The organism is Pseudoselenomonas caprae (assembly GCF_008271345.1).
GTDB classification, from domain to species: domain Bacteria; phylum Bacillota; class Negativicutes; order Selenomonadales; family Selenomonadaceae; genus Selenomonas_A; species Selenomonas_A caprae.
Map to the genome: position 1 here is coordinate 108,739 of NZ_VTOZ01000004.1, position 20,135 is coordinate 128,873.

At 54.3% G+C, this 20,135-nt stretch carries 15 protein-coding genes and 1 tRNA gene; 14 read left to right on the forward strand and 2 right to left on the reverse strand.

What is annotated here, in order from left to right; genetic code table 11:
• The 9 genes from FZ041_RS03060 to FZ041_RS03100 all read left to right on the forward strand — a co-directional run bounded on the left by FZ041_RS03060 (position 1) and on the right by FZ041_RS03100 (position 11,801).
• Positions 1–780, forward strand: coding sequence for a hypothetical protein (locus tag FZ041_RS03060; protein WP_149188470.1), 780 nt, complete (start codon positions 1–3; stop codon positions 778–780).
• A gap of 11 nt (positions 781–791) precedes the next feature.
• Positions 792–2,081 (forward strand): hypothetical protein, encoded by a 1,290-nt coding sequence (locus FZ041_RS03065; protein WP_149188471.1) that lies wholly within the window; start codon positions 792–794, stop codon positions 2,079–2,081.
• A 1-nt stretch (position 2,082) separates the two neighbouring features.
• Positions 2,083–2,787, forward strand: coding sequence for a hypothetical protein (locus FZ041_RS03070; protein ID WP_149188472.1), 705 nt, complete (start codon positions 2,083–2,085; stop codon positions 2,785–2,787).
• A 35-nt stretch (positions 2,788–2,822) separates the two neighbouring features.
• A complete protein-coding gene (locus FZ041_RS03075; protein WP_149188473.1) occupies positions 2,823–4,661 on the forward strand; it encodes a tetratricopeptide repeat protein in 1,839 nt (612 codons plus the stop codon).
• A 29-nt stretch (positions 4,662–4,690) separates the two neighbouring features.
• Positions 4,691–5,302 carry a DUF1266 domain-containing protein gene (locus FZ041_RS03080; protein WP_149188474.1) on the forward strand — a complete coding sequence of 204 codons (612 nt, stop codon included), beginning with the start codon at positions 4,691–4,693 and terminating at the stop codon, positions 5,300–5,302.
• 38 nt (positions 5,303–5,340) lie between these two features.
• A complete protein-coding gene (locus FZ041_RS03085) occupies positions 5,341–7,857 on the forward strand; it encodes a tetratricopeptide repeat protein (RefSeq protein ID WP_149188475.1) in 2,517 nt (838 codons plus the stop codon).
• A 35-nt stretch (positions 7,858–7,892) separates the two neighbouring features.
• On the forward strand, positions 7,893–8,834 hold the full coding sequence (locus FZ041_RS03090) for a DUF1266 domain-containing protein (protein WP_149188476.1): 942 nt from the start codon (positions 7,893–7,895) through the stop codon (positions 8,832–8,834).
• Positions 8,835–8,943: 109 nt separating this feature from the next.
• A complete protein-coding gene (locus FZ041_RS03095) occupies positions 8,944–11,118 on the forward strand; it encodes an ATP-dependent helicase (protein ID WP_149188477.1) in 2,175 nt (724 codons plus the stop codon).
• Positions 11,119–11,186: 68 nt separating this feature from the next.
• On the forward strand, positions 11,187–11,801 hold the full coding sequence (locus FZ041_RS03100; RefSeq protein ID WP_149188478.1) for a hypothetical protein: 615 nt from the start codon (positions 11,187–11,189) through the stop codon (positions 11,799–11,801).
• A gap of 12 nt (positions 11,802–11,813) precedes the next feature.
• Here the strand turns inward: FZ041_RS03100 and FZ041_RS03105 are convergent, their stop codons facing one another.
• Positions 11,814–12,224, reverse strand: a complete 411-nt coding sequence (locus FZ041_RS03105; protein ID WP_149188479.1) for a hypothetical protein — start codon at positions 12,222–12,224, stop codon at positions 11,814–11,816.
• The gene (locus FZ041_RS03110; RefSeq protein ID WP_149188480.1) at positions 12,221–13,720 is read right to left on the reverse strand and encodes a Y-family DNA polymerase; all 1,500 of its coding nucleotides are present in this window, start codon (positions 13,718–13,720) and stop codon (positions 12,221–12,223) included. The genes FZ041_RS03105 and FZ041_RS03110 overlap by 4 nt, the downstream gene beginning before the upstream one ends.
• Before the next feature lie 212 nt (positions 13,721–13,932).
• Between FZ041_RS03110 and FZ041_RS03115 the strand changes: the two genes are divergently transcribed.
• From FZ041_RS03115 to FZ041_RS03135, 5 genes are all read left to right on the forward strand, one after another.
• A tRNA-Lys gene (locus tag FZ041_RS03115) sits at positions 13,933–14,008 on the forward strand.
• Positions 14,009–14,075: 67 nt separating this feature from the next.
• Positions 14,076–14,840 (forward strand): 5'/3'-nucleotidase SurE, encoded by a 765-nt coding sequence (gene surE / locus FZ041_RS03120; protein ID WP_149188481.1) that lies wholly within the window; start codon positions 14,076–14,078, stop codon positions 14,838–14,840.
• A 70-nt stretch (positions 14,841–14,910) separates the two neighbouring features.
• Positions 14,911–16,152, forward strand: coding sequence for an adenosylhomocysteinase (locus FZ041_RS03125; RefSeq protein WP_149188482.1), 1,242 nt, complete (start codon positions 14,911–14,913; stop codon positions 16,150–16,152).
• 27 nt (positions 16,153–16,179) lie between these two features.
• Positions 16,180–17,460: an amidohydrolase gene (locus FZ041_RS03130; RefSeq protein WP_149188483.1), complete on the forward strand. Its 1,281-nt coding sequence runs from the start codon at positions 16,180–16,182 to the stop codon at positions 17,458–17,460.
• 96 nt (positions 17,461–17,556) lie between these two features.
• Positions 17,557–20,058 (forward strand): FtsK/SpoIIIE family DNA translocase, encoded by a 2,502-nt coding sequence (locus FZ041_RS03135; RefSeq protein ID WP_149188484.1) that lies wholly within the window; start codon positions 17,557–17,559, stop codon positions 20,056–20,058.
• The last annotated feature ends 77 nt before the right edge of the window (positions 20,059–20,135 follow it).

Consider the following 20,135-nt stretch of genomic DNA (forward strand, 5'->3'; position numbering starts at 1 on the left):
ATGGGGAATAATCAGCAGCGGATTCCGCAGTTTGAGTCCTTGCATATATTGAGGCAGTCCATGCTCAGCGATGTACGCGACCGGGCCTTTGCCGGTCTGCCTTTGCTATATCAGGATTATAGCGATGGTATCATCAGCGGCTGCCGGATGATGACGACCAAGGAGACGATTACGGTGCAACCGGGGTTGATAAAGCATGCAGGTTTTATCTACTACCTGCGCGAACCCATGACGGTTGCGTATCAGCCTACCGATGAATACATGATTCTCAAATTGGTTTTCGCATCGCCAATCGATCAACGGGGGACTTTGGTTTATCCACTGGAAGCGGCCTTGACGAATAATCTGACGCTATCGAATAACGAAATAGAGCTTTGCCGTTTCAAGCTGAAGCGCGGTTCGATCCTGCGCGTCGATTATACGGATTTCTTTGACCGGACGACAGAGTTCGATACGGTCCATACGATTTATGTGCCGTATGCAGCCATTGGGCAGAGTACGTTATCGCCAGATATCACCAAGGCTTTTGCCAAGGAGGCGGCAAAGTTTGCCCTGACAGATCTTGACCGGCAGTTCTGTATGTCGGCTTTAAATGGCCAGCCTTTGTCCGTGGATAGTATTGGCTTTTATATCAGCCAGCGGCTCGAGCAAGCGGAGCAGGAATGGGACAATGAAAGCCTCTTTGCCGGCCTTACCCGCGTACTGGCTGAAATCCGGCCGGCAGGGCTCAGGGAGTGCCGCCGGGAACGTCGCCGCCGCCGGGAAGTATTTGTGGACTAGGGAGAATCGTGATGGGTATTTTTACAGATGAGTTTGATTTGGCAGGTTATGTAAAGCAGCAGGCCATGAAAATCGATGATTTGCAGAATCGGGAATTATTCCGGGATATCATCGGCGATATGTTTTCGGAGCTTTATCGGCATATGTATGCAGAATATCATGGGCTGGAACAGCGGATGCTGGCGGAGGTTTCCCGTCCGGCAGAAGTACCGGATGTCATGACCGGTCTTTGCCGGCGCGAGGATTATGACCAGACGGATAAGGAGCTTTATCCGTTGGATGCTGCCGATCTTTTAGAGCCGGAGATTCCTGCTGCCGACGTGCTGGATCATTTGCAACAGGGAGAAAGCTATGCTTTGTTCCCTGTTTTTTTTGCGGGCGAAACGGCCACCTTGCAAAAACTCATACGCGAGCGGCACAGATTTTCAGGAGTAGTCAAAAGCGGCTTCAACGATGTAGCAGCTACGTTTGAATTGCGGCCTTGCCGCCGTTACTTGCAGCAGATCGAGGCACTCTATGGCGTGACGAATCTCAATGCGCTGCCTTGGCGCAGTATTCTGGCACCTTATCTTTATAAATTCGCCGAAGTCTGGATCACTTCGGTAGAAGGCTGGACAGGAGAACAGAATATTGAACGTATCATGCTGGATTACGCTGAATTCCGTGACATTATCCAGGAAAAGATGGTTCCCCTGTGGAATATCCAGCCTTATCAGGCGCTGACCAGCGCTTACCCGGAGGCCTGCATGGATCGGATAGCCTATGAACACCGGCTGTATGCCCATCAATTCCCCGCTGGGGGGCAGTATCTGCTCGACCAGTCGGATGCTGCGGTCCGGAGCGTACGCTGGCAGGGCGGAGACCTTATCATTACCTGCGACCAGCGGGAGCGCGAGTCTTGGCCGCTGCTGCGGTTCTATCCTGTGCGCAGCGCGGAAAAATATGGGTATCGGGTGTATGGCAACCAGCATGACCAGAGTTTTGCCCGCAATCTGATGGCGGCCTATGGACAGCGTGTCAAGACACGGGCAGAGGTTGAGCGCTTCCTGCGGTCTTTTGCCTGCATGCGGGATTTTTCCTTGCAGGATTTGCGGCTACGGCAGGCTGCTGGGCAGGCTGCGACCTATTGCACCGATGAATTCATCGGCTATGAATTCCGTACGGGGAGCCGGGAATATACGCTGGAACTTGATTTCCAGGCAAAACAGGAAGACTATCGGAATCTGGATGTCTTAAGTTTCCTGGTTACCAATCTGCAGCACTATTTCCCCGAATACAACTGTGCAGGGAGGCTGGTTTGAGATGAATTTCATTTGGGATGCCACGATCCGAGCAAAGGAACAAGGAATGTCAAAGGCAGATATAACCTATACGCCGGCAAAAGATGGCAGTCCTTATTATGAGCTGGCCTTTGACTATCTGAATCGCAAAGAAGCAGGGCCTGAGCCAATCCCTGTAAATGCCTTGTACCGGTTCAGTGCCATCTTTCAATACCTGCTGCATCCGGATGTGCGGTATATGCTGGAAAAGGACAAAGAAGAATTCATCCAAAAAGCATTTGACTGCCTGCTGCATATCCTTTGCGAAGTGGATTTGCACCATGGCATCACCCGGCAGGAGTGCTATGTGCGGAAGTTGCGCCAGGAACTATTGGCGGGGATTTTTGGCGAGGATGCAGCCGCCCTGGTGCAAAAACTTCCGCAGGAAAAACAGCTGGCGGTAGCAGAAGAACTTTTGCATACCATGAAATGTGGTTCGAGTTTATTGGGGTTCAGCCATGCCTTCCGGCGGTTCTTCCCTAAAGGAATCCTATATCAAAGCCGGTTCTCCCCGCAGGAGCTCTATGTATATTTAGATGAGCCCCACGAACAGGATCGCGAAAAAGAGTGGCAGATGTTTTGCCGCTTGTTCCTGCCGTTGGATTTTTCCCTCCGGGTATTCTGGGATGTACATTTCGGCATATTAGGCCTGGAGGGAACGATGAAGGATGACATTGCCTTGTTTTAGGCGTTCAAAATTAATTTATAAAAGGTGGCTAAAAAATGGCAAAGAAATTTCAACCAGCAGTGCGGGAAGCGATAGACCTTATCTGGCAGCATTATGATGCGGAAAGCGCAAAGCGCGGGCAGAAAATGTTGCGCCGGGCGGCAGCGGCAGGCGATGCGGATGCTTGGGGGCTCTTGTCCCGTACGTATTTGGGAGCGGCCAATTTGGCTGTTTGGGAAACCAGCAGACTGCCTGTTGACCTTGATGAAGCGGATGAATGTGTACGCTGGAGCATCCTAGGGGGCAGCGCTGTGGGGGTCCTATGTGCGATTGAACGAAGGGGGCTTTATCCTTCGGAACGCGCAGCGATCTTGGAGCATTGGGGCTCTGGTAAAGCCGTCTTGGAAGAGGCTGCCACTTATGCTGAGGAAGGTGGAGAAGCCATCGCAGCAGAATTGCTTGGGAATTGCTATCTCAGTGGCGCGGTGTTCGGCTTGTTGGACGATTGGGATATGGATGACAATTGGGGGCGGACACGAATGGCGCTGCCCTATCTGGAGCGGTCACTGGAGATGGGACTTGCTTTGGGGCTGGATAACTTTAAGTCGTGTGCAGATATTATTTATGAGCGCACGGGGGAAAGGGATAAACAGGAACAAGCTGCGGCTATGATGGAGAAATTCTGTCAGGCGGGAGTGCCCCATATGCTATATAACCGTGGTGAGCTGCACTATGCTCGGGGCGAATATGAGCAGGCTTATACGTGCTATGAGCAGGCGGCTGCAGCAGGGCATGAGATGTCACGTTTCAGCATGGGCTATATGTATCGGTTTGGCCTGGGGGTAGAGCAGTCGGCGGAGTGTGCTTTACAAGATTATTTACTCCCATTGGCAGAAAACGGACATTTTCCTTCTATGATACAGGCAGCGGAGATATATTTCTGGGGAGATTTGGGTGAGAAAGATTTTACCAAGGCATACAGCTGGTGTGAAAAGGTTCTGGATAAATATGTCGAACTGGCCGGCAAGAATCCTTTCCAAGCGAGTGGTTTCAATTATGACTTAGTGCTGCCATTGATGTGCTATTGCAAATATTATGGCTGGGGGACAGTAATCGACCGGGAAATGGCTGTCCGTACAATCATGGAGGAAATCAGGCGGGTAGAAGAAGAGGGATCTGTGCTGCCAGAATACAAATTAGCTTTACTTTATCGCTTAAAAGGAGACATATATGCGAATGGTTCTGGCAATTATGATGTCGATAAATCCTTGGCCCGAACCTATCATGAGCAAGCCAAATCTTATGAAGGTTTTGATCGCTGGCTGGGAGATTTTAAATGGGATAAAAGTTCGGAAGGATTTGGCTGCCGATTTGCCTGGGCTATTTTTGGCCGGTACGAAGATGAGAAAACGGAATTGACCGATGTGGAAAATATCCGCGTCTGGCAAGAGGAACGGATGCAAAAAGCTAGATTGCAAGGCCGGGAAAAGCTGCAGCCCTGGCGGTTATGCATCCAGCTGCCGTCGGAAGGTGGAGCGAATTTCGTAAGGTACGAGGAGGAAGAAATCGAGAATGCTTTGAATCTCGTGGCCTGCGGTGTGTACCGGCGGCTTATGCTGGATAAAATGGATAGTGACGATCGCTTGCTGGTGCGCTGCCAAGCGAAGAAGTTCCAGCTTTATGCGAATGTGAACGGGCAGGAATATTTCAGGGAGACAATGGAGAAGAAACGCGCCTTGGCCTGTCTTCAGCGGTGGTGCATGGGCAAAGGCGTAAAAACAGAAAAATGGATGCCGTGTGAGCTGGTTCCTAAAACACATAAAGAAGAGATATCAGCCGTCTGGAAGGAAAAGACAAAAGATAAGACAGAGCAATTTATACCTGTACATGCATAAATGTACACAGGATTTGAGGTGGATGGACTATGATGCGAATAGGAAAACTATTATTATACACGTTTATACGACGCATACTTGTTTTGGTGGAGCGGAAAAAGCTTGCAAAAGAATATTGCTTGCCGGAAGATAATCTATCCTGGGAACAAGTGGATCCGGATTTGAAGAAGTGGATTTGCGCTGCTTGTGCGGTTAACCGTCAGGTCTTTCATATGGATGTGCATGAACTTGGTGGTTTTGTGCCTGGCAGCCGGTTAGGCAAATTCGTAATCAGGGATATGATGATGCTGGCCTGGGATATTTATTCTCGGCGAGATTTGATCGAGACCATTCAAGATATGATCGATGATAAGCTGGCCTGGCAGTTATTGCGTGTATTACAGCTGGCAGGCAGTGGCTATGTGGCAGGTTATCTGACTTTGCGCGAATCGTTGAATGTATCGATTGTTGCCGGGCAGCGTCTGCAAAAGGTTACGCGCAGCTGGGAGGGGCTGGCTAATGCATATGCGCGGGATTATGCGAACTATATGGACTGCGAGTCAGGTGGCGAGGATAGGCGCAAAGCCTTCCAAAAGTTGAGGAATGCGAAGGACACACCTTATACGGTGCCTTTTGATATGGCGCTGGTAAAGTCCTGGTAACATAGCTTTGAATTGTTGGATTCTGAAGAGAGGCGTACATGATGATAGTAAAAAAATTTCAGCCGCTGGTGCGGGAAGCGATAGATCTTATTTGGCAGCATTATGATGCGGAAAGTGCGAAGCGCGGGCAGAAAATGCTGCAGCAGGCGGCAGCGGCAGGCGATGCGGATGCTTGGGCACTTTTGGCCCGTACCTACATGGGGATAGGAGAGAGTTGGGAAAACAGCGTTTTTCCGATAGCCGAAGATACGGATGAAGTGCACAGATGCCTGCAGAAAAGCATCGAGGGCGGCAGTGCGGCTGGCGTGCTTTGTGCTATTGAGCATCGTGACCTTACCCCGGTAGAACATGTGGCAATGCTGGCGCATTGGGAAACGCCTGCGACCGTGCTGGAAGAGATTCGCGCCTATGCTGCCGCTGAACCAATGGTAGCTTACCTGCTGGGGGCAGCATATAAGTTTGGTGGTGTTTCCCTATTGCTGGGCGAGAACGACGGGCAGCGAGAGCGGCTAAAACAGGCCCTTCCTTTTATCGAGGCTGCTGTCGATAGCGGTCTAGCCTATGGACTTGACCTGTATAAAACATGTGTGCGTGATATGTATCGGGGAGATGGCAATCCGGAAAAGATTGCCAAGTTCCGGCGGCTGGAAGACGGCTTTTGCCGCGCAGGGGTTCCCCATGCGCTCTATAGCCGCGGTGAGGATCTTTTTAATCAGGAAAAATATGCTGAGGCGCTGGGGTATTATGAGAAAGCCGCTGCTGCCAGGCTGGACAGCGCTCTGTATTCGCTGGGCTATATGTATCGTCATGGTTTGGGCGTGAAAGAAGATTCGCGGAAGGCCTTCGAGGAATATTTCCTGCCATTGGCCGTGCAAGGCCATGTCGTGTCCATGTATCAAGTGGCAGATACCTATTTCTGGGGCGATTTCTTTGCGCGTGATTATGCCAAGGCTTATGAATGGTGCGAAAAAGCAATGAATCGTGTGGTACAGTTTCATGGGTTTTACGATTACGATGTGTTGATGCCCCTTATTTGTTACTGCAAGCTCTATGGGCGGGGCACATCTATGGACCGAAATCTAGCGGCACGCAGCATCCGGGAGGAAATGCTGCGGGAGGAGCAGAAACCAGTGCTGCCGAGGTATAAGCGGGCTTTGCTCCAATATCTTATGGCAGAAGTATATGCCCATGGCTATGGACCGGTTGCCCAAAATGAAGAACTGGCGGAAAAATATCGCAGGGAAGCCACAGAGTATGAAGGCTTCAAAGTCATGCTGGAAAAAATGTCCTGGGAAACCGAAAACGAAGCCGAAGTCAGGAATTGGAAGAACTCTGCTGCCACGAATTCACGGCCAGCGGCATTGGCGGAGGCAGAGACCATCCGTGACCGGCAGGAAGCCCGCATAGCTGCGGCAGATGGCAGGCGGCAGTGGCGCCTGTGCACGGAATGGCGACAGAAATATGGCCTGATCTTTAGTCATTATAACAATGCGGAGCTGCAAGCAGCGCTTGCTATGCTGGCTAAAGATAAATACCGCAGTGTCGCCCTGAACTCGCAGCAGGCAGGTGAAAATTATCTGGAGGCCTATCACGAACAGGATGGCTATTATCTGCTGGCTGCCATCGATGGCAGGGCTGTCCATAAACAGGTAAAGGAACTTTCAAGTGCACTGGCGGTGCTGACCGCCTGGGCCGATGGACAAGGTCTGCACGGTGAGGATTGGCAGGCCGATGAAGAGGTAGCGAAGAATAAGCAGTGGAACGAGTATCTGCAAATCGCGCAAGAATGTGAAGAACGCGAGGATACGGAGGGGCGGATTAAGGCGCTGACCGCAGCGGCTGATTCAGGCTGTGGATATGCGATGAATCTTCTGGGCGTCATCAATTGCCAGAATCTCAAAACAGCATCTACCTGGTTTCTCAAAGCTACGCTGACATCCGATCCAGAAGATGTAGCCATGGCCTGGTATTCGCTGGGGAAACTGCATAAAGAAAATCCGCAGGGCGATAAACTCGCGATTTTGCGCTATCTGCAAAAGGCGGCGGATATGGGCTATGCCAAAGCCTGGTTAGAGATGGGCATCTGCTATCTTCGGGGCATTGGGACAATCGTCGATTATGAAAAAGGCGTTGCCTGTTACGAAAAGGCCATAGCGATGGGGGATTACGAAACGATGCTGGCCAGAGCACATTTGTGCCGCGATGCAGAGGGCGAGTGGCATGATTTGGACACAGCCATTGCTGTGCTGGAACGGGTCGCTTATGAAAAAAATGACGAGAACGAGTGGCAAAATGAGGGTCGGGTAATGCTGGCCAATGCTTTACTTGCTAAGGATAAGCAGGCAAACTACACCTGTGCACGGGATTTGGTGCGCGAGGCTGCTGGCGAAGGATTTGCGGAAGGCGCCTGGAATCTGGCGCATTTCTACAAAGATGAGGGGAATTTCACGTCGTATCGCAAGCTGCTGTGCCGTACGGCCGAGGAAGGCTACCAGCCTGCCCAGGAAGAGCTCGACCATATCTATGATACCAGTGAGTGGAGTGAATGCCTGTAACAGCTTGATACATTTAGACAGGAAAGGGCGATAGCATGGAAAGTTTTACAATCAAGGCGAAGTTTTTATCGCCAAAAGGATTTTTTAGCCGGTTATGGAAGCGGGACCATTATGGTACGATTACCTTGCAGCCAGACAATAAAATGACCATGACGGGATATGACAAGGTTTATGCTGCTCTTGACGTGGGCGGATTTTATGCCCAGTTTGAGGGCGATGGCGTTGAATATCTGAACGTGCAGATGAACGAAGATGGCGAGGAGGTTTATCGCTTTGCCGTCTACCGTGAGGATGCGTATAAGTTTTTTGCCTGGCTGATCCGGCAGGAGGTTTGTCACTTCGGGCTGAATATGCTGCGGGAAGACGAGGATGCATTCCGGGAGCATCTCGAGGGCCCGGTCATGAAGCAGCTGCGGGAGTGGCAGCTGGAAGATGACAAACGCATCCGGCGGCCGGCAGATGATTTGTTCTGGGATGGCGTAGACGAAAAGCTCCGCCAGTGGATCATTGCGGATTGCGCGATTGTCCATATGGCAAATGGTGTTGAGATACAGGAACTCGGCGGGATGCCTGCCAGCGACCCGATGGGACGCGAGTATGGACGGCAAATTATGCGGGATTCCTGGGAAATCAACAGCCGCCCGGAGCTTATTGAGACAATCATGGATATGGCTGGACAGAATCTTTTGTGGCAGCTGCAGCGCACGATACAGAATGCCGGCTGGGGATATCTGGCCGGGTATCTTACCCTGCGGGAAACCCTGAATGTGATTCTGACGACAGGGAAGCGGCTGCAAAACGTAACGCGCAGCTGGGAGGATTTCGGCAAGGCGTATCTTCGTTCCTACAGCACTTATATGGGGGATACAGGCGAAGACTATGAACAGCGGGAACAGGCTTTTAAGCAGCTTTTGATGGCAGAAGATAGTCCCTACCGGAAAGTTCCCTTTGATATGGAGCTATGTAAAAGCTGGTAATCTTTGCCGTTATTATCGGAAGACTATTGAAAAGCAGCGCAAACCATGCCAAACTACTATATAGATAGAGTTGTATCGATAGATGGTGCAAAGACTTGGGAGGTTGGCTATGGCAGAAGAGGAATTGGAGATCCTGGCGGGGCTCAATAGGGCGCAGCGGGAGGCGGTTACGGAGACGGAAGGCTATGTACGGGTGCTGGCTGGCGCCGGTTCGGGCAAGACCCGGGCGCTCAGCCAGCGTTTTGCCTATCTGGTCAATGAGATTGGCATCATGCCGGGCAATATCCTCTGTGTAACCTTTACGAATAAGTCGGCAACGGAGATGCGCAAGCGGATTCACTTGCTGACGGGCGATAACGATACGGGCTATATCAATACATTCCATGGCTTTTGCGTGTCGGTGCTGCAGGAGGACAGCTATGCAGTGCAGTATCCCAAAAGCTTTCTGGTGCTCGACAACAGCGATATCGATGCGATGCTCAAGATTATCTATGAGGAGCGGCAGCTTTCGCTTCGCGATATGACCTTTGCCAAGGCCCGGGATATGATCGAGATACGCAAAATCTTTACCGAGCCTCGGTATTACGAGGATATGATTGCCATGTCCCTTGACGGCATCAAGGAAAAATATGACCGGGCCGTGGAGCCAGCCGATATCATCTTCTATGGCTATCTGTATCAGGAAAAGAAATGCTTTGGGCTTGACTACAACGACCTCATCAAGTTCACGCTTTACATCTTCGAGCAGAAGGAAGAACTGCGGCTAAAATGGCAGCAGCGGCTCGAGTACATCATGATTGATGAGTTCCAGGATATCGATGAGCTCCAGTACCGCCTCATGAAGATACTTTGCGGCTATCATAAGAATCTCTTTGTCGTCGGCGATCCCGACCAGACCATCTACACCTGGCGTGGGGCCAATATCCGCTATCTGCTGGACTTCGACCAGGCGTTTTCGCCTACGAAGACCATCTACATGATGGAGAACTACCGCTCGACGCCGGAGATCCTGGCCGTGGCCAATGACCTCATCGCCCATAACCGCAACCGCATCGAGAAGGATCTCCAACCGACGCTGCCCTGCGGGGAAAGCGTGCTGTGTGCGAGCAATGCGTCGCCCGAGGAAGAGGCGAAGTGGATTGCCCAGGAAATCGCCAAGCTCCATGAAAGGGAGGTTCCCTATCGCCAGATTGCCGTGCTTTACCGTGCGCACTATCTGACACGCTCCCTCGAAGAAGTCTTCCTGCAGGCCGAACTTCCCTATACCCTTTACAGCGGCATCCATTTCTTTGACCGCAAGGAAATCAAGGATGCCCTGTCCTATATGCGGCTGATCGCGTACCGGGATGACTTGTCATTCCTGCGCGTTGCCAACGTTCCCAAGCGCAACCTGGGGGAGCGGCGCATGGCCTTCCTGCAGGAATACGCGGCGCAGAACGGGTGCAGTCTCTATGAGGCCCTGCGGCAAAGCCTCGACCAGGAGCTTTTCCAGCGGACTAAGGCCAAGGCCTTGGTGGAGCTGGTGGAGGAGTTTTCGGCTTCGTACAGCGGCCGCCCGGTATCGGAGGTGCTGGCGGCACTGCTGGATGCCAGCGGCTATGAGCGGATGCTGCGCACCGAAGGCAGCCAGGAGCGCCTCGATAATCTGGCCGAGCTCAAGCAGGCCATCTATGAGTATGAGACATCCTGCGGCGAAGAAGCGATGCTGGAGGATTATCTTTCGCGGATAGCTCTGCTGACCAACAGCGATACGGCAGAAACGGGAGACAAGGTGAAGCTGATGACCGTGCATGCGGCCAAGGGCCTGGAGTTTCCCTATGTGTTCCTCTGCGGCCTAAACGAGGGCATCTTCCCCTCGCGGAAGACGCGGACCCAGCAGGCGATGGAGGAGGAACGGCGGCTGGCATTCGTCGCCGTGACCCGCGCCCAGAAGCGGCTCTATCTGTCCGCGGCGTCAGGGCTCAACTTCGATGCGTCCCTGCGCTATCCGTCCCGGTTCCTGCTGGAGCTTGACGATGGCCTGCTGGAATACGCGCAGCCTGTTCCTGCGCTCACGCGCCAGGATGCCCAGGCTTATATCCGGGATATGGACCGGCGCATGGCTGCGGCCAATGCGCCGAAAAAGGCAGCCTTTGCCAAGGGCGACAGGGTGCTGCACCGCATCATGGGGGATGGAGAAATCCTGGCGGTGAATACCGATAAGGGAGCCTATGTGATAAAGTTTGCCGATATCGATACGCCGCGGGAAATCTCATTCAAGGCCAAGCTGGAAAAGATTTTATAATCACGGTATAATATATGTGTGTAATAATGAAAAGCACTTGTCATTATTATGGATAAAGGAGGAATACTATGGCTATGTTGATTGGTATCATGATCTTAAACCTGGTCATTAGCTTTTTCAACGCCCGCAACGTCGGGCAGATCTGGGCGGAGTCCAAGGCAGTTGGCGGCTGGATCCGCCTGCTGGCATGGTGCGGTGCCATCCAGTCGGCGGTGGGCTTTACCTTCGTCTATGCGATAGTCGTTTCGTACATCGCCGTATCGACGGGGTACCTGCCGGCCAGCATGCTCGGCGTATTGTCCAGTCTCATCTATCTGATGATCATCGTGCCGGCCATCGGCTCGGGCATCATCATCACGATCCAGTCCTGGATAAACTTTGCCCGGGAAAAATCGCTGATGAATCTCGGTGTGGCAGGCTGGAACACCTTCGCTCAGGCGTACAACACCTATAACGCCATCGAGAGCTTTGGCCCGGCCCTCGATACGGTACAGGAAGGCCTTGGCGGCCTGTTCGATGGCGACGGCGATTCGGATAACTCGACGATGCGCGTTATCCTGCTGGCGGCAATCATCCTGCTGGCAGGTGTCATGACGACAACGGTCATCATCCGCCGCTATGAGGCTAGCCTGCCGGTATCCGAGGCGGTCCGCAGCGGCAACCGTGACCTCGAGTACCGTTAAAAAACATCCAGCTCAAGCGGGCTGGATGCGGACAATATGGCTAAGATCGATGTGCGTGCCATCTTCCAGCAAAAGCTGCTGGTGCACGCTGTCGAGACGTTTGATGACGGCGGTTCGCGTTACATAGCGGCCGCCGTCTTTGTATGCGTCGGCGAGAAAATAGGTGAGGACTGCCTGCGGCGAGGGGGCGGCCATCACCTGCTGGAGACTGCGGTCCAGCAGCTCCTGTTCGTCATCGGCAAGGTTTGGCGGCGGCAGCGTGATGCGGGCGCTTTCGCGCACGGCGTCCTCGTAGCCGGTCAGCGCCGCAAACGGCGAAAATTGCGCGGCCCGCTTCGCTAGCGGCATCGGCGGATGACGCTTGGACGCAGGACGTGGCAGGTTGATGATATCGCCGTATTTATTCGGCTGTTCTTCCTTCATGCGCGATGACCTCCAATCTGATTGTTGCGGCTGATGGCCGTGGCGCCTTCCTGCAGGTTGGCGCCCTTTAGGATGGCATTCTTGCCGAAGCGTTTCTTGAGCGCAACGATGGTCTGCTGGATGGAGTTTTCCTTGGCCGTTGACACGTCAATCCCGTCCTTAGCTGCGGGCTCTTCAAACAGGTCAAGTTCCACAGGCGGCGGAGCGGCCTGATAGTCTGCCTGTGCGATGGTGTCGCCGAAGGTGATGGTCAGGCGGCGCACGAGCAGCTCCTTATCGGCAATGGCGGCAAAGAGTTCGCGGACGGTTTGCCGCAGCAGGGAGGAAGACGCCGTCGGCGTGGCAAAATGCCTGCTGCCGTGGGCGGGCTTTGGGACCATGCGGCCATAGTGGTCGCGGTGCAGCGGGCCGCGATAGCCTCGGTGCGTGTTTTCGATGTCGTAGCCGATGTCGAGGCTGAGCTGCCCCGTCAATAATTTCTTGTCGACGAGCTCTAAGGCCAAAAGGTCTGTCATTTCCCAGGCCACGAGAGCGGCTTTGTCGTAGGGATAGGGGCTTTGAAGCACCTGACCGGAGCCGATGCTCGTGGCCGCTGGCTTATAGGCCTTGATGGCGGCCATCGTGCAGGGTTCATAGCCCCAGGCATGATCGATCAACAGCTCGGCATTGACGCCGAACAGGCGGTAGAGCAGCTCCTCGTTATGGAAGTCCGTGGCCTTGCCGAGGGAGCAGCGGGCGATATCGCCCATGGTGCAGAGCCCATGCTGCTCGAGCTTCTTGGCATAGCCGCGGCCGACGCGCCAGAAATCCGTCAGCGGCCGATGCTGCCAGAGCGTCTGCCGGTAGCTTTGCTCATCAAGCACAGCGATGCGGACGCCGTAAGCGTCAGGGGCCATATGCTTGGCGACGATATCCATGGCCACCTTGCTGAGGTACAGGTTCGGGGCGATGCCGGCGGTGGCAGTGATATGCGTAGCTTGATAGACCGCATGGATCATGCGGCGTGTCAGCTCCTGCGCCGAGCATCGGTAGGTGCGCAGGTAATGCGTCAGATCGATGAATACTTCATCGATGGAGTAGATATGGATGTCCTCAGGGGCAATGAATTGCAGATAAATCTTGTAAATCTGCGTGCTGATTTCCATATAGCGGGCCATGCGCGGCGTAGCTATGACAAAATCGATGGCCAGCTCGGGATGTGCGGCAAGCTCGGCGGCATCAGCCGATTTTCCCGTAAAGCGATGGTGCGGAGCTGCGGCCAGCCGCAGCTGGTTGGCCTGCTTTACCTTTTCGTTGACTTCAAAGAGCCGGGCCCGGCCCGGAATGCCATAGCTTTTGAGCGCTGGCGATACCGCAAGGCAAATGGTCTTGCTCGTGCGGCTGGCATCCGCGACGACGAGATTGGCAGTCAGCGGATTGAGTCCCCTGTCGTGGCATTCGACAGAGGCATAAAAAGATTTCAAATCGATTGCAGCAAAAACAGATGGCAGAGCCATAACGCCGGCTCACCTCCTTCCACGGATAGTTGACGAACTTACTTTCTCTCTATCACGATACCATAGAACAAAATAGAACACAAGCACTGTTTTGCTGCAGGCAGAAGGTTGATGCCAAAAATTTTCAAAAAAATGTTGACAATGAAAAAACATAGTGTTAATATAATACCTGTCCTTGAGGGACGGAGCCGCAAGGCTCTTGAAGAAAAGCTGACTCACTAGCTCAACTGGCAGAGCAACTGACTCTTAATCAGTAGGTTCACGGTTCGATTCCGTGGTGGGTCACCATTGAGATTTAGGGCTGTCCATGTTTTGGACGGCCTTTTTTGTATATGTTTTGCTATGGAGGGATCGTATGCGTATTCTTTTGTCGAACGATGATGGGATTGAGGCAAAGGGCATCGAGGCACTGGTCAAGGCACTCTATAAGGAGCACGAGGTCATTGTCTCGGCGCCGATGTATCAGCAGAGCGGCATGGCCCATGCCTTGACGGTCGGCAAACCGATGGAGGTCAGGCACGACGAACGGCTCGAGGCAGCCTATGGCATCACGGCGATTGCCGTCGATGGCACGCCGACGGACAGCGTCAAGCTCTATCTGGAGGCAGTCGCTGGCGAGGCCCAGCCGGATCTTGTCGTGTCGGGCATCAACCATGGCGCGAACCTGGCTACCGATGTGCTTTATTCGGGGACGGTCGGTGCGGCCATGGAGGGCTATCTGCACGATATCTCCTCGGTGGCCTTGTCCCTCGATGTCGACAGCCAGCTGTCCTATGACGAGTCAGCGGCCATCTTTGCCGCTGACTTGTCAAAGTTGACGGGTCAATTGACAGGTCAGACGGCAAAGCCGATCTTCTATAATGTCAATTTCCCGAAGCAGCTCAAGGACGGCCGCCCGCAGTATGTCTTTGGCCGCCAGGGCAAGCGGGACTATCTGAATGCCTTCGAACAGCAGGAAAAGGACGGGCGCGTCTTCTATACGATGGCAGGCGAGATCTACGACTCGGACAAGGGCAGTGCGACCGACATCTATGCCACCGAGTCAGGCTATATTTCGGTGACACCGCTCATTATCGACATCACGGACTACGTGGAGCTTGACAAGCGCCTGGAAAAATAAGGTGGCAGCAAACACGTTTTCGTGATAAAATAAATTAGATTTGTTCGCTGCAAACAGGGAGGTATTTCTTATGGAATCTATGATCCGTGATATCAAGCTGGCACCTTCGGGGCATGACAAGATTGAGTGGGTAAAGAACTTCATGCCGGTCATGGCATCTATCGATGCCGAGTTTTCGCAATCGAAACCCTTTGCCGGCAAGAAGATGGTCATCACGCTGCACCTTGAGGCGAAGACCGCTTACATGGCGGAGATCTTCAAGCATGCTGGTGCAGAAGTTGCCATCACGGGCAGCAATCCGCTGTCTACCCAGGACGACATCGCTGCGGCTCTCGTCGAGGACGGTCTCAACGTCTTTGCCTGGCATGGCTGCACCGAAGAGGAATACTTCACGTTCATCGATAAGGCCCTGGACATCGAACCGGACATCATCATCGATGACGGCGGCGACCTCGTCCATCTTCTGCACACGAAGCGCCGTGAGCTGCTGCCGAATATCATTGGCGGTTCCGAGGAGACGACGACAGGCGTCCACCGCCTGCGGGGGCTTGCCAAAGAGGGCAAGCTTGAGTTCCCGATGATCGCGGCCAACGATGCTTATATGAAATTCCTGTTTGACAACCGTTATGGCACGGGCCAGAGCACCTGGGACGGCATCATGCGCACGACGAACCTCGTCATCGCGGGCAAGAATGTCGTCATCGCAGGCTATGGCTGGTGCGGCAAGGGCGGTGCACTGCGCGCCCGTGGCCTTGGCGCCAATGTCATCATCACAGAAGTTGATCCCATCAAGGCCATCGAGGCCGTATTCGATGGCTTCCGCGTCATGCCGATGGATGAGGCCGCGAAAATCGGCGACATCTTCCTGACGCTGACGGGCGATAAGGATGTCATCTGCGAGCGCCATTTCAAAGTCATGAAGAATGGCGCCATGATGGCTAACTCGGGTCATTTCGACTGCGAAATCAATATCCCTGAGCTTGCGGGCTGCTCGGTATCGCGCCGTACGGTACGCAACAACATCGAAGAATTCAAAATGGCCGATGGCCGCAAGCTCTACCTGCTGGCCGAAGGCCGCCTGGTCAATCTCGCAGCCGGTGACGGCCATCCGGCTGAAATCATGGATCTCTCGTTTGGTGTACAGTTCTTCTCGGCACTGCATCTGCTGAACCATGGCCGGGAAATGAAACCGGACGTCTATCTGATGCCCGAAGAGATCAATACGAAGATTGCGGAGATCAAGCTCAAGGCCCTCAGCGTAGGCATTGACGTGCTGACGCCGGAGCAGCGTGCTTATCTGAATCTCGAATAACATACAAGTAAGGGAAGGAAGAGTAACATGAAAACACTGATCAAAAACGTTTGCGCGGTAATGCCGGACGGCACGACGCCAGTAACGAATATCATGATCGACAACAACCGCATCGCGGGGATAGGCGATGTTCCCGAGGATTTCCGTCCGGGCAAAGTCATTGACGGCACGGATCATCTGGCTATACCGGGCTTTGTCAATGCGCATACGCACACGTCAATGACGCTGCTGCGCAGTTATGCCGATGACATGGCTCTCATGGACTGGCTCAACAACGAGGTCTGGCCGGCTGAGGCCAAGATGACGTCGGACGATATCTATTGGGGCGCGATGCTGGCCATGCTCGAGATGGTCCGCACGGGTACGACGACCTTCGCCGATATGTACGGGCCTTGGATGGAGCGCGTGGCTGAAGCAGCGATGGATGCCGGCCTGCGCGGTGTCCTGTCGCGCGGCATCATCGGTGTCGCACCGGATGGGGAGAAGAAGCTCGAAGAGAACGCAGAGCTTTACCGCAACTTCCATGGTGCAGCCGATGGCCGCATCACGGTCATGTTCGGCCCGCATGCGCCGTATACCTGCCCGCCGGACTTCCTCAAGAAGGTTGCGGCCAAGGCGCAGGAGCTCGGCGCCGAAATCCACATCCATATGCATGAGACGCTCGATGAGATCAACGGCTCGCTTAAGGAATACGGCCGCCGTCCGTTCGACTGGGTTGCCGAGACGGGAATCTTCGAGGGCAAGGGCACGCTGGCTGCGCATTGCGTCCACCTCGACGACAACGATATCGAAATCATCAAGAAATACGGCATCCGCGTGGCGCACAACCCTGGCAGCAACATGAAACTTGCCAGCGGCGTTGCTCCTGTACCGCGCCTGCTTGCTGAAGGCGTCTGCGTAGCGCTCGGCACCGACGGTGCTTCGTCGAACAACAATCTCGACATGCTCGAGGAAGTGAACCTCGCGGCCATGCTGCATAAGGTACATGGCTTGGACCCGGTTGCTATTCCGGCATTCAAGGCCCTGCAGATGGGCACGGAGTTCGGCGGCCAGGCAGTCGGCATCCCCGACATTGGCCGGCTCGCGAAGGGCTGCAAGGCCGATATCACGCTGCTTGATATGAACAGCGCTGCCTGGTGCCCGCGCAACAATCCGGTTTCCCTGCTCGTCTACTCGGCAAATTCGGGTTCGGTGGATACAGTCATCTGCGATGGCAAGGTCCTGATGGAGAAACATGCGCTTACGACGCTCGATGAGGAGCGCATCCTGTTTGAAGCGCAGCGCTGTGCCGATCGTTTGACGAAGTAAGTAGGTCGCGTATGATTTGATTGCAAAGGATGCCTTTCCTATGGGAAGGCATCCCTTTTGCGTCATGTTTAAGGTTAGTGAGAAAGAGGTGATCCCTTGAAAAAGAAGACGACGGAACGGAAGACCACACGGCGGCGCAAGCCGGCAGCTAAGGCTGAGGCGAAGCCTGCCAATCCGGGCCGTAAGTACGAACTGGCAGGTCTGGCGTTTGTGGCAGTGAGCCTTATCTCACTCTGCGGCCTGTTCGGATTGAATGTCGGCTTTGTCGGGGTGTATTTTGCCAAATGCCTGCATTATCTGTTTGGCATTGGTGCTGCAATCATATCGTTGGTCATCCTGCTGATCGGGTATCAGTATATGGCCAAACATCACGGGCTGGTCTATTCGCCACGGTTCTTTGGGCTGGGGCTGCTGTTTTTGTCCGTGCTTGCCATCTGGCATCATTTTGTCATTCCTGTTGGCGCAGAAATCCTGCCGGACAGCCTGCCGCGCGGCGGCGGCCTTATGGGCGGCGGCCTGCTGTTTGCCCTGCGCAAGTTCTTTGGCGTCGATGGCGCAATCATCCTGCTCGGCGCAGGAACAATCGGCTCCATCCTGCTCTCGACGACATGGTCGCTGGCCACGGGCCTTATGAAGACCCGGCAGACGGCGGCCAAGGGGGCTAGTGCTGCCGGTGAAGCTGTCTCGGTAGCCTATGAGAAGGTGGCCGATGTCGGCGGCCGCGTCGAAGAGCGCGTTGTCGATGCCGTCAAGGAAAAGGTCAAAAATTCGTTCTACAATCAGGAGCGCGATCCGCATTTTGCCCAGACGGAAGACGAAATGCCCGCTGAGCTTGCGCCGGATAAAGCGGAAAGACAAGAACCGGTTATCGCTGAACCAGAGCCAGAGCCGGCAAGCGAAGAACCTCCGGTACCAAAATTCACGATTGAATACGGGCGCAGCCAGGAGGAGGAACCGGACATCCCGCAAAATCCTGTGACCGTGCCGCATACAGAGCCGGTCGTCGCCCCATCGCCCAAACCCATGCGCAAGAATCCAACGCCGCTGCCCGAATACGGCGAGATTGCGCCCATCCGGCCGGCCGCGGCCTTGCTCGATGGCTCGGAGGCTGCGGGCAGGGGCAGTTTAGCAGCCCCGCCACCTGCTAAACCCTATGAGATGCCGAAAGTCACGGAGCTCTTGTCCAAGCATGCGAAGAAAAAGAATGCTGCGCTTGAAATCGAGATCGAGGACAACGCGCGCACGCTCCAGCAGACACTGGCCGATTTCAAGGTCAAGGCAACCATCATCAACGCCTGCCATGGCCCGGCCGTCACGCGCTATGAGCTTGAGCCGGCGCCAGGTGTCAAGGTCAGCAAGATCACGAATCTTGCCGATGATATTGCCCTGCGCCTTGCGGCTTCCTCGGTGCGCATCGAGCAGATACCAGGCAAATCTGCCATCGGCATCGAGGTGCCGAACAAGGAACTCGAGGGCGTAGAGCTCCGTGAGGTGCTCGAAAGCCCGAAATTTGCCGATGCCAAATCCCGCTTGACCGTAGGTCTTGGCATGGATATCGGCGGCCAGGCTATCTTTGCTGACCTGGCGAAAATGCCGCATCTGCTCGTCGCCGGTGCCACGGGCTCCGGTAAGTCCGTCTGCATCAACACGCTGATCACGAGCGTGCTGTTCAAGGCCAAGCCCGATGAGGTCAAGTTCATCCTCGTCGACCCGAAGATGGTCGAGCTTTCGGGCTATAACGGCATCCCGCATCTGATGGTGCCAGTCGTCACGGATCCGAAGAAGGCGGCCTCGGTGCTCAACTGGTCGGTGCAGGAGATGGAGAAGCGTTATGCCAGCTTTGCCGAGCACAACGTCCGCAACATGGATACCTATAATAAGAAATTCCCCGATGACAAGATGCCTGCCATCGTCATCATCATCGACGAGCTGGCTGACCTCATGATGGTCGCGCCCCACGATGTCGAGGATGCCATCTGCCGTCTGGCCCAGAAAGCCCGTGCCGCTGGCATCCATATGGTGCTGGCCACCCAGCGGCCTTCCGTCGATGTCATCACGGGTATCATCAAGGCCAACATTCCTTCGCGTATTTCCTTTGCTGTATCGAGCCAGATTGACTCGCGTACGATCCTTGACCGCAGCGGTGCTGAAAAACTGTTGGGCAAGGGCGATATGCTCTTCTATCCAGTAGGGGCAGCCAAGCCGCGCCGTGTACAGGGGGCGTTCATCAGCGATGATGAAGTCGAAAACCTCTTGAACTTCATCCGTTCGCAGGGGCAGGAGATGGAGACCAACGAGGAAATCGTCGCGTTCACCGAGCAGGCGCTGGCTGCCGAGCAGGCCGAGGAAAATGGCGGCCGCAGCAATGCGCCGAAAACCGATGAACTCTTGATGGATGCGGTCAATCTCGTCATGTCGACAGGGCAGGCTTCGACTTCGAGCATCCAGCGCCGGTTCCGCATCGGCTACACGCGTGCGGCCCGGCTTATCGACACGATGGAGGAGCTCCATATCGTCGGCCCGAATGCCGGCAGCAAGCCACGCGAAATCCTCATGACGACGGAGCAGGCACAGGAGGCGGCAGCGAGCCTTTCGTAAGCCAAATCGTAAACCTGTAATAAAACGTTTCACAAGCGTGGAAAAATATGGTAAAATAATCAACTAGATGTTCTATA

Bases quoted from the DNA above. Each gene is read 5' to 3' on its own strand.
- FZ041_RS03060 (WP_149188470.1), top strand. From the start codon at position 1: ATGGGGAATAATCAGCAGCGGATTCCGCAGTTTGAGTCCTTGCATATA.
- FZ041_RS03065 (WP_149188471.1), top strand. From the start codon at position 792: ATGGGTATTTTTACAGATGAGTTTGATTTGGCAGGTTATGTAAAGCAG.
- FZ041_RS03070 (WP_149188472.1), top strand. From the start codon at position 2,083: ATGAATTTCATTTGGGATGCCACGATCCGAGCAAAGGAACAAGGAATG.
- FZ041_RS03075 (WP_149188473.1), top strand. From the start codon at position 2,823: ATGGCAAAGAAATTTCAACCAGCAGTGCGGGAAGCGATAGACCTTATC.
- FZ041_RS03080 (WP_149188474.1), top strand. From the start codon at position 4,691: ATGATGCGAATAGGAAAACTATTATTATACACGTTTATACGACGCATA.
- FZ041_RS03085 (WP_149188475.1), top strand. From the start codon at position 5,341: ATGATGATAGTAAAAAAATTTCAGCCGCTGGTGCGGGAAGCGATAGAT.
- FZ041_RS03090 (WP_149188476.1), top strand. From the start codon at position 7,893: ATGGAAAGTTTTACAATCAAGGCGAAGTTTTTATCGCCAAAAGGATTT.
- FZ041_RS03095 (WP_149188477.1), top strand. From the start codon at position 8,944: ATGGCAGAAGAGGAATTGGAGATCCTGGCGGGGCTCAATAGGGCGCAG.
- FZ041_RS03100 (WP_149188478.1), top strand. From the start codon at position 11,187: ATGGCTATGTTGATTGGTATCATGATCTTAAACCTGGTCATTAGCTTT.
- FZ041_RS03105 (WP_149188479.1), bottom strand. From the start codon at position 12,224: ATGAAGGAAGAACAGCCGAATAAATACGGCGATATCATCAACCTGCCA.
- FZ041_RS03110 (WP_149188480.1), bottom strand. From the start codon at position 13,720: ATGGCTCTGCCATCTGTTTTTGCTGCAATCGATTTGAAATCTTTTTAT.
- surE (WP_149188481.1), top strand. From the start codon at position 14,076: ATGCGTATTCTTTTGTCGAACGATGATGGGATTGAGGCAAAGGGCATC.
- FZ041_RS03125 (WP_149188482.1), top strand. From the start codon at position 14,911: ATGGAATCTATGATCCGTGATATCAAGCTGGCACCTTCGGGGCATGAC.
- FZ041_RS03130 (WP_149188483.1), top strand. From the start codon at position 16,180: ATGAAAACACTGATCAAAAACGTTTGCGCGGTAATGCCGGACGGCACG.